General features: G+C 72.5%; 11 protein-coding genes. 4 read left to right on the top strand and 7 right to left on the bottom strand.

Annotated features, from left to right (window positions below):
• Positions 1-11: 11 nt before the first annotated feature.
• A complete protein-coding gene (locus AC4BG9_RS05570; RefSeq protein WP_490570082.1) occupies positions 12-974 on the top strand; it encodes a sigma-70 family RNA polymerase sigma factor in 963 nt (320 codons plus the stop codon).
• A 63-nt stretch (positions 975-1037) separates the two neighbouring features.
• On the opposite strand, the gene AC4BG9_RS05565 is transcribed toward AC4BG9_RS05570, so the two are convergent.
• From AC4BG9_RS05565 to AC4BG9_RS05555, 3 genes are read right to left on the bottom strand one after another with little or no spacing between them, the layout of a single operon-like run.
• Positions 1038-2330: a glycoside hydrolase family 3 N-terminal domain-containing protein gene (locus AC4BG9_RS05565; RefSeq protein WP_490570081.1), complete on the bottom strand. Its 1293-nt coding sequence runs from the start codon at positions 2328-2330 to the stop codon at positions 1038-1040.
• Positions 2327-2935 carry a dephospho-CoA kinase gene (gene coaE / locus AC4BG9_RS05560; RefSeq protein ID WP_490570221.1) on the bottom strand — a complete coding sequence of 203 codons (609 nt, stop codon included), beginning with the start codon at positions 2933-2935 and terminating at the stop codon, positions 2327-2329. Before coaE ends, AC4BG9_RS05565 begins: the two co-directional genes overlap by 4 nt.
• A gap of 58 nt (positions 2936-2993) precedes the next feature.
• The gene (locus AC4BG9_RS05555; protein ID WP_490570080.1) at positions 2994-3902 is read right to left on the bottom strand and encodes a sulfotransferase domain-containing protein; all 909 of its coding nucleotides are present in this window, start codon (positions 3900-3902) and stop codon (positions 2994-2996) included.
• A 43-nt stretch (positions 3903-3945) separates the two neighbouring features.
• On the opposite strand from AC4BG9_RS05555, the gene AC4BG9_RS05550 reads away from it, so the two are divergent.
• Positions 3946-5235 carry a class I adenylate-forming enzyme family protein gene (locus AC4BG9_RS05550; RefSeq protein WP_490570079.1) on the top strand — a complete coding sequence of 430 codons (1290 nt, stop codon included), beginning with the start codon at positions 3946-3948 and terminating at the stop codon, positions 5233-5235.
• Between the two features lie 144 nt (positions 5236-5379).
• Here AC4BG9_RS05550 and rpsA read toward each other — a convergent pair whose 3' ends face one another.
• Positions 5380-6855: a 30S ribosomal protein S1 gene (gene rpsA, locus AC4BG9_RS05545; protein ID WP_490570078.1), complete on the bottom strand. Its 1476-nt coding sequence runs from the start codon at positions 6853-6855 to the stop codon at positions 5380-5382.
• A gap of 207 nt (positions 6856-7062) precedes the next feature.
• Between rpsA and AC4BG9_RS05540 the strand changes: the two genes are divergently transcribed.
• Entirely contained in the window at positions 7063-7905 is an 843-nt protein-coding gene (locus AC4BG9_RS05540; protein ID WP_490570077.1) for a class I SAM-dependent methyltransferase, read from the top strand.
• Positions 7906-7971: 66 nt separating this feature from the next.
• On the opposite strand, the gene AC4BG9_RS05535 is transcribed toward AC4BG9_RS05540, so the two are convergent.
• Positions 7972-8853, bottom strand: coding sequence for a PorA family protein (locus AC4BG9_RS05535; protein ID WP_490570076.1), 882 nt, complete (start codon positions 8851-8853; stop codon positions 7972-7974).
• Positions 8854-8965: 112 nt separating this feature from the next.
• Between AC4BG9_RS05535 and AC4BG9_RS05530 the strand changes: the two genes are divergently transcribed.
• Positions 8966-10219 (top strand): acyltransferase family protein, encoded by a 1254-nt coding sequence (locus AC4BG9_RS05530; RefSeq protein ID WP_490570075.1) that lies wholly within the window; start codon positions 8966-8968, stop codon positions 10217-10219.
• On the opposite strand, the gene AC4BG9_RS05525 is transcribed toward AC4BG9_RS05530, so the two are convergent.
• Positions 10120-14259, bottom strand: a complete 4140-nt coding sequence (locus tag AC4BG9_RS05525; protein ID WP_490570074.1) for an alpha-(1->3)-arabinofuranosyltransferase domain-containing protein — start codon at positions 14257-14259, stop codon at positions 10120-10122. The two genes, AC4BG9_RS05530 and AC4BG9_RS05525, sit on opposite strands and share 100 nt — an antisense overlap.
• On the bottom strand, positions 14256-15017 hold the full coding sequence (locus tag AC4BG9_RS05520; RefSeq protein ID WP_490570073.1) for a class I SAM-dependent methyltransferase: 762 nt from the start codon (positions 15015-15017) through the stop codon (positions 14256-14258). Before AC4BG9_RS05520 ends, AC4BG9_RS05525 begins: the two co-directional genes overlap by 4 nt.
• Between the last annotated feature and the right edge of the window lie 52 nt (positions 15018-15069).

Below are 15069 nucleotides of genomic sequence, written 5' to 3'. Positions count from 1 at the left end.
GGAGGCGGCAGATGGCAACCAGAACAGCAGCTCGCACCAGCACGTCCCGCGAGATCGAGGGGCGCGACAGCGTCGGGCTCTACCTGGACGAGATCGCGCGCACGCCGCTGCTGGACGCCGCCCGCGAGGTGGAGCTCTCCAAGAGCATCGAGGCGGGGCTGATGGCCGAGGCGCTGCTGCGCGAGGGCCGGGTCGGCCGCCGCAAGGGCGGCGCCCCCGGGCGCGCCACGCAGGAGGAGCTGGAGTGGCTCGCCGAGCAGGGTCGCGAGGCGGTCAAGACCTTCATCACCGCCAACCTGCGTCTGGTGGTCTCCATCGCCCGCAAGTACGGCCGCGCGCAGATGCCGATGCTCGACCTGATCCAGGAGGGCAACACCGGCCTGATCCGGGCGGTCGAGAAGTTCGACTACACCAAGGGCTACAAGTTCTCCACCTACGCGACCTGGTGGGTCCGCCAGGCCATCACCCGCGGCATCGCCCAGCAGGCGCGGGTGGTGCGTCTGCCCGTGCACGTCGTCGAGGAGCTCAACCAGGTCGGCAGCGCCAGGCGCAACCTGGAGCGCCAGCTCGGGCGCGAGCCCGACCCGATGGAGATCGCCCAGGAGCTCGGCATGGAGTTCGAGCGGGTGCTCGACCTGATGGCCTGGGGGCGCGACCACGTCTCCCTCGACACCCCGATCGACGAGGACGGCGACACCTCCCTGGGTGACCTGATGGCCCAGGAGACCGCCCCGAGCCCCGACACCAACGTCTTGGACGTGGAGTCGCGCGAGCGGCTCAACCGGCTGGTCTCCCAGCTCGACGACCGGTCGGCCGACATCGTCCGGGCCCGTTACGGCCTGGTCGACGGCCGCCAGCACAAGCTGGCCGACATCGGCGCCCGCCACGGCATCTCCGCGGAGCGGGTCCGTCAGCTCGAGCGCGAGGCGCTGCAGAAGCTGCGCCGGCTCGGCGACCCCGACCTCGCGGCCTGAGTCGCTGGTCCTGAGTCGCTGGTCCTGAGTCGCTGGTCCTGACTCACCCGGCCCGAGCCGGCTTCACCAGGCGGCAGCCTCCAGCTCGGAGGCTGCCGCCTGTGCGCGTACCGCGGCGTCCGGCGGCACCGGGGTCCGGGCGGCGGTCCGCTGCTGCCACAGCTGCAGCGCCACCACGTCGGCCGCCGCCTCCTCCACCCGCTCGCGGGAGAGGGTGCCGTCCTTGAGCGCCGAGACGACCGTGCCGTGCGTGGCCCGGGTGTCGACGGGCATCAGCAGCAGGTCGGCGCCCGCCTCAAGCGCCCGGACCGCCGGGAGGTCCAGCGCGGCCACCGCCCCCATCCCCAGGGAGTCGGTGATGGTCACGCCGTCGAACCCCATCTCCTCGCGCAGGTGGCGGTAGACCTTCGGCGCCACCGACGCCGGGAGGCCGGGCTGCAGGGCAGTGACCTCCAGGTGGCTCATCATCACCGCCGGGGCGCCGGCGCGGATGCTGGTCTTGAAGGGGAGCAGGTCGCGCGCGACGAGCTCGGCCATCGGGGTGTCGAGCGTGGGCAGCACCAGGTGCGAGTCCCCGGTGGCGGCGCCGTGCCCCGGGTAGTGCTTGGTGGTGGAGACGATGCCGGCCGCGTTGTAGCCGCGGACCGCGGCCGCCGCGGCGGTGGCGGCCGTCCGGGGGTCGGTGGAGGGCGAGCGGCTGCCGATGGTGGGGTCGGCCGAGCCCACGGTCACGTCGGCCACCGGCGCGAAGACCCAGGTGAACCCCAGGCCGCGCAGCTCGAGCCCCGAGGCCCGCATCGCGGCCCGGACCAGCTTGCGGCCTGCCCGTCCGCCCTCGGCGCGGTCGACGTCGATCGCGTCACCGGCGGCCCGGAAGGGCGGGAAGGTGCTGGCCACGCCGCGCAGGTGAGCCACCGAGCCCCCCTCCTCGTCCACCCCGATGACGGCCGGGTGGGTCCGCCCGTCCTCGGCGTGCGCGGCGGCGATCGCGGCGGTCGTCTCGACCACCTGCTGGGCGTCGACGACGTTGTCCGAAGTCACGGCCACCCCGGCCAGGTGCAGGTCGCGCACCAGCTGGGCGGGCACCTCGGGGTCGGTGGAGTGGTAGCGCCCGACGATCACCTGGCCGGCCAGGCGCTCCGGCCCCCAGCCGGCGACGAGCCGGCGGGCCCGCTCCACCTCGTCGGGTGTGGGGCCCCACAGCAGCGGACCCTCCTGCGCCGCCTCGGCCTTGGCCCGGTCCCCGCCCACGGGGTCGCCCCCGGAGCGCCTCTCCGACGGGCCTGGCGAGGAGTCCCCGACCAGCCCGCAGGCACCCAGGCACAGCACCAGCAGCGCCGCGAGCAGAGGCCTCATCGGTCGTCCTGGGCGGCCGCCCGGGCCGTGAGCTCGGCGTACAGGGACTCCACGGCGCTGCGCAGCTCCTCCAGGGTGCCGGAGTTGTCGAGCACGTGCGTGGCCGCTGCCCGCCGCTGCTCCCGGGTGGCCTGCGCGGCGATCCGGGACCGGGCCTCCTCGGGCGTCGCTCCCCGCTCGGAGATCAACCGGTCCACCTGCGTCTGCACCTCGACGTCGACCACCACCACAGCGTCGAAGGCTCCCGCCTGACCGGTCTCGACCAGCAGCGGGATGTCGTGGACCACCAGCGCGGTGGCCGGAGCCGCCGCCTCGAGCTCGGCGCCACGGGCCCGCACCCGCGGGTGGATGATCGCCTCCAGGGCCCGCCTGCGGCCCTCGTCGGCGAAGACCAGCGCGCCGAGGGCCGCGCGGTCCAGTGCGCCGTCGGGCGTCAGCACGCCGGGGCCGAACTCGGCCAGCACCTCGTCGAGGCCCTCCGACCCGGGCGCGACCGCCTCGCGGGCCAGCAGGTCGGCATCGATCACCACGGCGCCGAGCTCGGCGAGGATCCGCGAGACCGTGCTCTTCCCCGAGGCCACGCCGCCTGTCAGTCCGACCCGCACTGCCGCCACCCGTCCTCCTGCTCGGTGTCCTGGACCCGACGAGGGTACGTGGCCCGCCTCAGGCGCTCTCAGGGGTCCCTGCGCCCGCGGCGACGAGCCCGGCCTTCGCCGCGTAGCGGGCCGCAAGCTCGTCGGGGTCGAGGTCGCCGGCGAGCAGGCGCACGGTGGTCCAGTGGTCGACGCGGAGCCCGGTGAGCTCGGCGAACTCCGCGACCTCGGGCCGGTAGAGCTCCGCCAGCTCCCACAGCTCGGCCCCCGTGGGGGGCGTCCCGGTGATCGTGCCGGTGGCCTTCATCAGGTGGCGCAGGGGCGGGTGCTCCTCGAACCGCGGCAGCCCCAGGAAGTCGGTGCCGAGGTCGAGGTGACGCTCGTGGTCGGAGAGGAAGGAGACGAAGTCCATGAAGAGCCACTGCTCCCGCCCGAAGAGCTCGAGCCCCCGTCGCACCTGGCTGCCGTAGTAGCCCCGGATGACCCCGGAGGCGCGCTGGAAGCGGCCCGGGTCGGCCTTGCCCCGCAGGTCCTGCGGCACCGCGTCGGGCATGCCCTCGGGCCGCCAGGCGGTGAACTCGGCCCAGTCCGGACCCGTCTCGCCGTGCCGGAGCCGGAGCATCGTCCAGTGCGAGACCAGCCGGTCGAGCGGGTCGCGGAAGATAGCCATCAGCTGCATGTCCGGGTCGTAGGCCCGCATCCGCTCCAGCGCCCCCGGCCAAGCCAGGTAGCGCGGGGTCGCGTCGCCCATGTGGCGGTGCGCCCGCCGCCGGCGCGGCACCCGGTAGTCGCGGTGGTCGGTCCGCGCCCAGTCGACGTTGTCCTTGTCGAAGTAGTGGATCTCCTTGCGCGGCGCCTTCGCGATGTTGACGTGGGCGTTGAAGAGGGCCGACAGGGTCGAGGTGCCCGACTTCTGCACGCCGACGATGGAGAAGGTGTAGCGCTGCCAGCCGAGCGGGGGCGGGGTCTCGACGGACATGGTGCCGGAGATTACCAGTCGCGGCGGTGGCAGGATCGGGCCCGTGACCGAGTGCCCCCTCCCCCGCCTGCACGCCGGCGACCGCGTCGTCCTGTCCCTGCCCGGCTCGCTCCGGTACGTCGAGGTGGTCACCGCCCTGCTGGCAGCCGGGGTCTTCCCGGTCCCGCTGGACCCCTCGCTCACCTCGCGCGAGCGGGCCGGGATCCTGGCGGACGTCGACCCCGCCATGGTCGTCGACGACCCGGAGACCCTCGACGCGCTGGCCGCCACGCTGCCCGCAACGGTCACCGGGCTGCTTCCCCTCGGCCGGCCCATGCACGTCACCAGCGGCACCACGGGGCGACCGAAGCCGGTCGACTCCGGCCTCCTGGACCCGGCTGCGGCCCGGTCGCTGCTGGCCGAGGAGCGCGACCTGTGGGAGTTCGCGGCCGACGACGTCAACCTGGTCATCAGTCCCCTGCACCACTCCGCCCCGCTGCGCTTCGCGATGGGCACCCTGCTGGCCGGCGGGAGCCTGGTGGTTCCCGGGCCCTTCGACGCCGCCACCCTCACCCGGGCGATCGAGGAGTCCCGGCCGACCACGATGTTCTGCGTCCCGACCCACCTCCAGCGGCTCTTCGCCCACTGGGACGAGGTCGGCGTGCCGGACCTGAGCTGCTTCCGCCTCGTGGCGCACGCGGGCGCCCCGTGCCCGCCCGCCGTCAAGCGCCGGCTCATCGACCTCTTCGAGCCCGGCACCACCTGGGAGTTCTACGGCTCCACCGAGGGCCAGTTCACCGCCTGCCGCTCCGAGGAGTGGCTGGCCAGGCCCGGGACGGTGGGCCGGGCCAGGCCGGGGCGGTCCCTGCACGTCGAGGAGTCGGGACAGCTGTGGTGCGTGGTCCCCGAGCACGCCCGCTTCACCTACCGCAACGCGCCCGAGAAGACCGCGGCCGCCTGGCGGACGACGCCGGAAGGACCGGCGTTCACCGTGGGCGACCACGGCCGCATCGACGCGGACGGCTACGTCCACCTCGACGGTCGCCGCGAGGACCTGGTGATCAGCGGCGGGGTCAACGTCTACCCGCTGGAGGTGGAGAACGCCCTGCGCGAGCACCCCGGAGTCGACGACGTCGCGGTCTACGGCGAGCCGGACGCCGAGTGGGGTCAGCGGGTCTGTGCCGCCGTCGTCGGGAGCGCCGACGCGCTCACCCTGGACTCCTTCGCCCGGGAACGGCTCGCGCCGGCCAAGCGCCCCAAGCACTGGACCTTCCCACCGGACCTGCCTCGTACGGCCAGCGGCAAGGTCCGCCGCGACCGCCTGGGCTCCTCGGGCGCCGCTGAGCACCGCTGACGACTCCTCAGGGCTGCTGAGGCCCTGAGTGCTCCCGGAGGAGCTCACGAGCTCGTCCGGACGCGGAACCCGTCCGGACGCGGAACGTCCCGCCCACCCTGACGGGTGGACGGGACGTCCGACAGACGCGGGTGGGGCCTGGACTCAGGCGCCGCCGCCGGTGAGCTTCTCGCGGAGAGCCTGCAGGGCCTCGTCGGAGGCCAGCGAGCCGCCGGTCTCCTGCGCGGCCACGGCCTCGCCGCCCGAGCTGTACGAGGTCGCCTCGCCAGCCTCGACCTCGGCCACCTTGGCCTCGGCCTGCTGCTTGACGTGGGCCTCCCAGCGCGCGTGCGCCTTGGCGTACTGCTCCTCCCAGATGGCCCGCTGCTCGTCGAAGCCCTCGAGCCACTCACCCGTCTCGGGGTCGAAGCCCTCGGGGTAGATGTAGTTGCCCTGCTCGTCGTAGGTCGCAGCCATGCCGTAGAGGGTCGGGTCGAACTCCTCGACGTCCGTGGCGGTGGCCGTCTCGTTGGCCTGCTTCAGCGACAGCGAGATCCGGCGACGCTCGAGGTCGATGTCGATGATCTTGACCATGACGTCGTCGTTGACCTGCACGACCTGCTCCGGGATCTCCACGTGGCGCTCGGCCAGCTCGGAGATGTGGACCAGGCCCTCGATGCCCTCCTCGACCCGCACGAACGAGCCGAAGGGCACCAGCTTGGTGACCTTGCCCGGCACGATCTGGCCGATCTGGTGGGTCCGGGCGAAGTGCTGCCACGGGTCTTCCTGGGTGGCCTTGAGCGAGAGCGAGACCCGCTCGCGGTCCATGTCGACGTCGAGCACCTCGACGGTGACCTCGTCGCCCACGGTGACGACCTCGGACGGGTGGTCGATGTGCTTCCAGGACAGCTCCGAGACGTGCACGAGGCCGTCGACGCCGCCGAGGTCCACGAAGGCACCGAAGTTGACGATCGAGGAGACGACACCCTTGCGGATCTGACCCTTCTGGAGCTGGGTCAGGAAGCCGTGGCGAACCTCGGACTGGGTCTGCTCGAGCCAGGCACGGCGCGACAGGACCACGTTGTTGCGGTTCTTGTCGAGCTCGATGATCTTGGCCTCGAGGGTCTGACCGACGTAGGGCTGAAGGTCGCGCACCCGACGCATCTCCACCAGCGAGGCCGGCAGGAAGCCGCGCAGGCCGATGTCGAGGATCAGGCCGCCCTTGACGACCTCGATGACGGTGCCCTCGACGACGCCGTCCTCCTCCTTGACCTGCTCGATCGTGCCCCACGCGCGCTCGTACTGGGCGCGCTTCTTGGACAGGATCAGGCGGCCTTCCTTGTCCTCCTTCTGGAGCACCAGGGCCTCGACCTTGTCGCCGACGGCGACGACCTCGGACGGGTCGACGTCGTGCTTGATCGACAGCTCGCGCGAGGGGATGACGCCCTCGGTCTTGTAGCCGATGTCGAGGAGCACCTCGTCACGGTCGACCTTGACGATCGTGCCGTCGACGATGTCGCCGTCGTTGAAGTACTTGATGGTCGCGTCGATAGCCGCGAGGAAGTCCTCTTCGGACCCGATGTCGTTGATCGCCACCTGAGGGGCGTCGTAGTCCGGAAGAGCGGAGATGGTACTCGTCATAGGGGCGGGATGTCCTTGGGATGGATGGAGTCGTGCGGGCACACCTGAAGTCGGTTTCGTCGTCCGCGAGGGGCGACGAGCGGGGGTCCGCTCCGTATGGGACCCGGGCAGACGACTGGCGCAATCCACAAGTCTACGCGCCCGCCGCGGCCAGCGTCCAACCCGGCACCGCGCACGGACCGGGCAGGCGCGCGTTAGCCTCGTGCTGTGCCCGAATCCTCGCGCCTCCCACCCACCGACCACCAACCACAGGCCGTGCGGGTCGAGCGCCGGGACGTGGACGAGGCGGAGTCCAGGCGGGCCAACGGCCCCGACTGGGACCGGTACGCCGACGAGTACCAGGCCACCCACGGCGAGTTCCTCGGCGACGTCGGCTTCGTCTGGGGCCCCGAGGGCCTCACCGAGGCCGAGGCCTCGGTGCTGGGCGAGGTCGCCGGCCGCCGGGTGCTGGAGATCGGCAGCGGCGCCGGGCAGTGCTCGCGCTGGATCCGCGCCCAGGGCGGGGTCGCCTTCGGCCTCGACCTCTCCCACCGCCAGCTCCAGCACTCGCGGCGCCTCGACCTCGACACCGGCGTCGCCGTCCCCTCGGTGCTGGCGACCGCGACCGAGCTCCCCTTCGTCGACGCCGCCTTCGACGTCGTCTTCTCCTCCTTCGGGGCCTTGCAGTTCATCAGCGACCTCGGGCGCTGCCTCGACGAGGTCGTCCGGGTGCTGACCCCCGGCGGCCGGCTCGCCTTCTCCATCACCCACCCCACGCGGTGGATGTTCCCCGACGACCCGGGCGAGGCGGGGCTCACCGCCACTCAGTCCTACTGGGACCGCACCCCGTACGTGGAGATCGACGACGAGACCGGGACGGTGGCCTACGTGGAGCACCACCGCACCCTGGGCGACTGGGTCGAGCTGCTCTCGGCCCGCGGGTTCGTGCTGCGCCGGCTGCTGGAGCCGGAGTGGCCCGCGGACCACGACCGGACCTGGGGCGGGTGGTCGCGCACCCGCGGCCTGCTGACACCGGGCACCGCGATCCTCGTCGCCGACCTGGGGGGCTGACGCACGACGGCTCCCGCACCGCGCGAGGCGGTACGGGAGCCGTGGGCCCCGAGAGGAGTGGAGCGACTAGCTCTTGCTCCGGCGCGGCTGGCGAGCCAGCAACAGCGCGATGATGATGAGGATCGGACCGCCGATGACGCCGACGAGCGGGACGGTGCTGGTGATGAGCTTGAGGCTCGCCCCGTTGTCCTTGGCGTCCGCCACGTTGGTGGCGACCTGCTCGTCGGTGAAGGAGACGTCGAGGTCGAGCAGGACCTGACCGTCCTCGCTGGTACGCAGCTCCTTCTGCTCCTGGTCGATGAGCGCCCCGGTCACCTGGTCGACCCAGACCGTCTTCTCCTGGCTGTAGAGGCCGGAGATGTCGCCCGACACGATCGCGGGCTCCTCGCTGACGTTGACGGTGTACTCGTAGGTCGGGAGACCGTCGATCTCGCGCTCCCCGATGTAGGTCGCCGGCACGCCCATCTCCAGGATGCTGTCCCACGAGACGTAGTCACGCTTCTCGGGGTCGAAGGGCCACTTGTTGACGACGCCCTCGTGCTGGACGACGGTGTCGGGCAGGTAGCCCTCCTGGTCGACCGACTCCGCGGTCACCCGGTCGGTGGCGAACATGTCGTCGCCGATGTTGATGACGTTGGGGTCGGCGTCGTCGCCGGTCCCGCCCCGACCGCAGTCCGGGGTGTTCGGGATGTCCTTGACGAGACAGGTGTTGGTCACGAAGACGGCCGTGCCGTCGTCCGAGGCCTCGGAGTCGACCTTGGTGTAGTTCGCGACGCGGACGTCGTACGGCTCACCGACATAGACGGCCGTGCCGGACAGGCGGGTCACCTGGTCGATGTCCAAGGGGGTCTTCTTGACCTGGCCGGGCGCCCAGAACGCACCGATGGCCGCAGCGACGAGCAGGAATGCCCCCAGAAAGAGCAGCACCCAGCTGGTGATCTTACGCACTTATTTCCTCCAGTCCCGTGTGGTGAGCGGCACACTAACAGGTTGTTACTGGTCGGTCAGGCTTCGGCGCAAGCGTCTCGCCCTCGAGTCGCCCCGTGAGATAGTCACGGGCGTGGAGCAGCCAAGGGAGCAGGCAACGGTGCACGCGACGGCGCAGGCGACGGCGGGGTCGAGGGAGCAGGACTCCTACCCCGTCCTCGACACGCTGCGGTTCGTCGGCGCCCTGGCGGTGCTGACCACGCACGTCGCCTTCTGGACCGGGTCCTACGGCTCGCACCCGGTGCTGGGACCGTTCTACTCCCGGCTGGACGTGGGGGTGGCGCTGTTCTTCGTCCTCTCCGGCTTCCTGCTCTCCCGCAAGTGGATCTCGGCCCGTGCGGAGCGGCGCCCCACGCCGGAGGTCCGGCGCTACCTGTGGCACCGCCTGCTGCGGATCTACCCCCTCTACATCGTGACCGCGCTGCTCGCGATCTGCTTCGTCAGCGACAACGCCGACCTGAGCGCCGGCGAGGTGCTGACGACGCTCGCCATGGTGGGGATCTACATCGACCCGTCGCTGCCGGCGGGGCTCTCCCACACCTGGAGCCTGGCGACCGAGGTCTCGTTCTACCTCGCGCTCCCGGCCCTGATGGCGCTCGGCCTGGGCCGCCCCGGGCGCGGACGCGGGCTGCCGGTGCGCCGTCTGCTGCTGCTGGTCGCCGGCATGCTGGTGCTCAGCGTCGCCTGGCTCAGCGGCCTGGCCGCACGGCTGCCCGGCACCGAGAACCTCCCGGTCAACGAGTGGCTGCCCGCCTTCGGAGGATGGTTCGGTGCGGGGATCCTGCTCGCCCTCGCCGAGGTGCTGATCGCGCGGGGCGAGGCCCCGCGCTGGCTGCGTCGGACCGTCGACGCGATCGCGCTGCAGCCCGGCGCCTGCTGGGTGCTGGTGCTGGGGCTGATGCTGGTCGCCACCACACCCCTGGCCGGACCGACGCTGCTGGTGCCGCCCACCACGGCCGAGGCGGTCACCAAGAACCTGCTCTACCTGCTCGTCGGCCTCCTCGTCGTCTCCACCGGCGTCTTCGCCCGCCCCGGGACGGGCTACCACCGCGTGATGAGCACGCCGCTGCTGCGCCACCTGGGCCGGACGTCCTACGCCATGTTCTGCATCCACCTCCCGATCCTGCACGCAGTCGGCTGGCTCACCGACTACCCGCTCTTCTCCGGTCAGATGCTCGGCATGTGGCTGGCCACCCTGGCGCTCACCGTGGTGGCCTCCGAGGTGCTCTACCGGTCGGTGGAGACACCCTTCCTGCGCTTCAAGGACCGCGTCCCCGGCTCCACCGACAAGAAGAGGACCCCGGCCAGGGCCGCCAGGACCAGGTAGTGGGGCCAGGACCAGTCGCCCGCCCACCCCTGGCTGCTCCCCCACGGCCGGAAGAAGTAGGCGCTGGCGGCGACCCACACGGTCGCTCCGCACAGCCACGGCGCGACGTCGTCGCCCAGTCGCTGCAGCCCGGCCACGACGATCCCGACGCCGATCCCGACGCCGACACCGACCCACCCGCCCAGGGTGCCGAGCGCGAGCAGCCCGATGACCGAGACGCTCACCCAGCCCAGCCGCCGGGGACCGGCGGGGGCGGTCCGGCTCCCGGACGACCATCCCCTGCCCTGGAAGGCGAGGAAGGCCAGGATCAGGAGGAGCGCGAGGCCGAAGACGACCCCGGTCTGGTAGGTGCGGTCCGGCTTGAACTCCGCGAAGACCGGGTCCAGGCCCGTCCGGCCGGTGCGCCAGCCCTGCTGCCAGCCGTCGACCGTCACCGGCGTGAGCGTCTCGCCGCCCTGCTGCGCGACCCAGCCCGGGTTGACGTTCTGGCGGAGCACCACCACCTCGTCGGCCGCGGTGGGCGAGATGCGGGTGGTGACCCGGGTTCCCTGCGTGGCGGCCGGGTGGACCGTCGCCCCGGCCGGCGACGACGCCGCGGAGGACTCCCGCAGCGCCACGGTCTCGGCGACCACGGCGCCGGTCGGCACCGAGCGCACCCGGCTCTCGCCGGGACCCAGCCGGACGGCGCCCTGCTCGCAGGGACGGGCCTCGACCACCTCCATGGCGTAGAGCGCGGCCGGGCTGGTCACCAGCTGGGTGGGGAGCTGCTCGCCGTCGACCTCCAGGGAGGGTCCTGAGCCGCACTCGTAGCGCCGCTCCTGCCTCGTGAGCGACTGCGCGGGCAGATCGAGGCCGCGCAGCTGGACCTCCCCCATCCCCAGGGGCAGCACCTCCGTCGCGCCGGTGCTGGTCACCGAGCTGGCGTTCTCGCCGTCGGTGGGCTGCAGGCTGATCCACTCCGCACTCACCGGCGCGAAGGTGGCCCGGCCCCGCTCGTCGAGCTCGACCTTGCGGGAGCCGCCCGGCCAGCGCATCTTCACCTCGGTGGGACGGCGCACGGGCGCGTCGTCGTCGACCAGGATCGTGACGCCGTCGACGGTGCGCTCGTCGGGGAAGCGCAGGGTGAGCTTCGGCTCGTCGTCCTCCGTGCTGGGCGTCCAGCTGGTCCCCAGGTCGCCGTCGACGGCGGCCACGGCCGAGGCCCGGGCGTCGGCGGGTCCGGTGGAGCTGGCCTCGGCCTTGATGAGCTGGTCGCGCTGGAGCAGGTCGACGAGCGCGTCGCCCATCCGGGGCCGAGCGGTCATCGACACCTCGTAGTCGACCTCGGCGGGCAGGGGGACGATCCGGTCGAAGCCCTCGGGCTCCTCCGGCGCGACGACCCGCGACTCCCGGCACGGCACCCGGTCCTCGAGCAGCACGCACCCGGTGCGTCCGTCGGAGAGGGTGCTCAGCAGCACCCCCTCGGGGGCGGGCGCGCCGTTGGGCAGCGGTGGCGTCACGAGCGGGCGGGCGACCTCGAGGCCGTCGTAGGACACCTCGGCCAGCGCCAGCCGGCCCAGCGTGCCGGCGCCCTCGACGCGCACCCGCGACACGGCCTCGTCGCCGAGGTCGAAGTAGCGGACCTCACCGGCGGGCACCGTGCGCACGGCGGAGGCACCGCGGTCGGTCACCACGCGCACCTGCGCACGGGCCGCACCGTCCCGGCCGAGCCGCACCGCGAGCCGGCGCAGCACCTGGGGCTCGTCGAGCTCCATCTGCCACCACGGCGTCCCCTGGCCCTCTCCGACGACCCACTCGGTCTCCTCGGAGCCGTCGACGGCGGCGTAGGGCAGGTGGGCGCGCCGCGCGCCGCCCACCGCGTTGGGGTCCGAGCGCGAGCTCGATGCGGAAAGGGCGGTGGCGCCGAGAAGCCGGGTGGTGGTCAGCCACCGGGTGCCGTCCTCGAGCCGGTAGTCCTCGGCCCGGTTGAGGGAGCGCCGCACGTCGCCGGCGGTGCGCACCGGGGAGATCGCGTCGTGGATCCGCCCGAAGTTGCGCTCACGCTCCTGCATGCCGTCGGTGAGCAGGAGGCGGGACTCGGGGTTCAGGAACGTCTCCTCCTCCGACCCGGCCGCGAGCTGCGCGGGCTCGTCGCCCAGCAGCCCCGCGGTCGAGAGGTCCAGCAGGTCCTCGGGACCACCGACCACGACGGACAGCGCGTCGGAGGTGGCCGCGCGGGCGGGCTGGTCGACGAGGGCGTAGACGTCGATCGCGGAGCGCTCGAAGTCCCAGCCGCCGTTGGGCAGCAGGCGCCCCTCCTCGCTGACCAGGCTGCCGTCGCCGCCGATCTCGGGGCCGAAGCCCCGGACCCGCCGGATGCCCGGGGAGTCGATGAGAGCCTGGTGCACCAGTGCCGGATCCGGGATCTCCGGGGAGGGGGCCAGGTCGTTGCGGACCAGCACGTAGCCGATGCCCGCCCGCCGCAGGTAGGCGGCGAGGCCCTCCGCCCCCTCCCCCTGGTTGAACCGCTCCTCGATGGCATCGAGCATCCGGATGTTGCCCGGAGGGGTCAGCGGGATGGCGTTGCGCGTCGTCCAGCGGTCCAGGCCGAGATACTGCACGGGCTCGTCCTGGGGCTGGCCCCACAGGTACTCGGCGAACTCCGAGCCGGGCGCCACCAGCACGGCCGACTCGCCGGTGTTGTCGTCCAGCCAGCCGACCGCCTCCTGCCAGTAGGCAGGCGTCTCGGCCACGCGCTCGGTGGTGAGCAGGCTGCCCGACATCAGCGGCATGGAGGCACCCACCACCCCGAGGACGGCGAGGCCACCGAAGGTCCAGCGCGGCTGGAGCCAGCCCGGCACCTGTCGCCCGGCGGTGCGCCGGGCCGCGCTGGCCCGCACCGCCTCGTCGACGAACCAGGCGAGGCCCAGCACGAGCGGCAGCCGCACCACCGGGTCGAACTTGTGCACGTTGCGCACCGGGGCCAGCACCCCGTCGAGCGCCTCGTGGAGGGAGCCGGCGAACCAGCCCTGGACCGAGCCGAGGTGTCCCATGGTGACCAGGAAGAGGCCGGCGAGCGTGCTCAGCACCAGGAACTGCCGGTGCCGGTTGGAGCGCAGGGACATGCCGATCACACCCAGCATCAGCACGATCCCGCTGTTGAGGGCGGCGTACGGCGTGGTGGTCAGGCCGCGGCCGCCCTGGCGGGTCTCGTCGATGTAAGGCACCCACGCCGACGTGCCGCGCAGGGCGTCGAAGATGGTGGTCGGGAAGGTCGTGACCCGGGCCGACTCGATGTAGTCCAGGAAGGGCGGGCTGTAGGCCCCGAGCAGGAACAGCGGGACGAGCCACCACAGGGTGCCCATCAGGGTGAAGATCGGCCACCAGATCATCAGGCTGCGACGGCGGGCTCCCGGCTGCCGGGTGAGGAGCCAGATGACGCCCAGCGGGATCACCGCGAAGGTCGCGGCGGCGTTGACGCCGCCCACCAGCGCCACGCCGAGCCCGGCGAGCAGCGCCGCCCGCCGCGTCGAGCCCTGGACGCTCCCGCGCACCAACGGCAGCAGCACCCAGGGCGCCACCGCGCTGGGCCAGGCCTCGATGGAGATCCAGCCGGCGGTGCTCAGGATGCGGGGCGAGGCCGCGAACGCGAACCCGGCGAGCAGGGCGGCCGCGTGCGAGCGCACGCCGACGGCGCGCGCCACCTTGGCGCCGCCGACGAAGGCCACGCACAGCACCAGCGCCAGCCAGAGCCGCTGGATCACCCACTCGGGGAACTGGTAGCCCCACAGGAGCAGGAAGAACGAGCCCATCGGCCACAGGTAGCCGTAGGCCTGGTTCTGCAGCTGCCCCAGCGCCCCGGTGTCCCACAGGTGGAGGGCGCGCGAGAGGAACTGCAACGGGTCGGCCACGAGGTCGAACTTCGTGTCGGCCACCTGGAATCCCGAGGCCTGGACGAAGGCCAGGCCGGTGAGGAGCGCGCAGCCGGCCAGCAGCCGCATCCGCCACTTCCCGGCGTCACGGCCGGAGTCGACGGAGGGAAGGTGGTGGTCCGGGGTCACCTCTTGCGCAGCACGAGCACGAGGTTCCACGTCACCACCTCACGGATCACCGGGACGCGCAGCAACCACCAGGACCACCACGGGTTGTAGCGGGGCAGCACGGCCACGACCTCGGCCGAGGTCGTGGCGGCGGCCCAGGCCAGTCCATCACGGACGGTGACCTTGTACAGGGATTCACCGAACTTGTTCTTCGGCTCGTGACCGTGGCGGCGGGCGTAGCGCCGACGGGCGAACCGGCCACCGAGGTAGTGCCACGGAGCGGTCTCGTGGCCGCCCCAGGGGCCGTACCAGACGGTGTAGCTGATGAACACGAGCCCCCCGGGGCGCGTCACCCGGACCATCTCCTCGGCCATGGTCCAGGGCTCGGGGACGTGCTCGAGCACGTTGGAGGAGTAGGTGACGTCCAGCGACCCGTCCCGGAAGGGGAGCTCCATGCCGCTGCCCAGCACGGTCCCCTCCGCGATCTGCCCGGCGCTGGAGAGCTCGCCGACGTCCGCGTCGAGCGCGTAGTAGGTGGCCCCGCGGGCACGGAAGGCGTCCCGGAAGTAGCCGGGGCCACCACCCACGTCCAGCATCTTCATGCCGGTGAGGTCCTGGTAGCCGGAGAGCTGCCTCGCGGAGTCCTCGGCCAGGGCGGTGTAGAACCTGGCCGGGTCGGTCTGCTCGACCCGGAACTCGCGGAAGAGCCGGATGGAGCGCCTCAGGGTCTCCCAGCGGGCGCTCGGCCGCTCGTCGGCGGACAGGGTCGGCGTCGTCACGGCGGCGACCATACCTGACCGATGAGTAACTCCGGCGCCACTTGTGTCGTAG

Source organism: Nocardioides sp. Z40_12, assembly GCF_058215795.1.
The sequence above is the reverse complement of the archived record's forward strand: the minus strand, read 5'-3'. Positions and strand labels throughout refer to the sequence as shown.

Bases quoted from the DNA above. Each gene is read 5' to 3' on its own strand.
- rpsA (WP_490570078.1), bottom strand. From the start codon at position 6,855: ATGACGAGTACCATCTCCGCTCTTCCGGACTACGACGCCCCTCAGGTG.
- AC4BG9_RS05570 (WP_490570082.1), top strand. From the start codon at position 12: ATGGCAACCAGAACAGCAGCTCGCACCAGCACGTCCCGCGAGATCGAG.
- AC4BG9_RS05565 (WP_490570081.1), bottom strand. From the start codon at position 2,330: ATGAGGCCTCTGCTCGCGGCGCTGCTGGTGCTGTGCCTGGGTGCCTGC.
- AC4BG9_RS05555 (WP_490570080.1), bottom strand. From the start codon at position 3,902: ATGTCCGTCGAGACCCCGCCCCCGCTCGGCTGGCAGCGCTACACCTTC.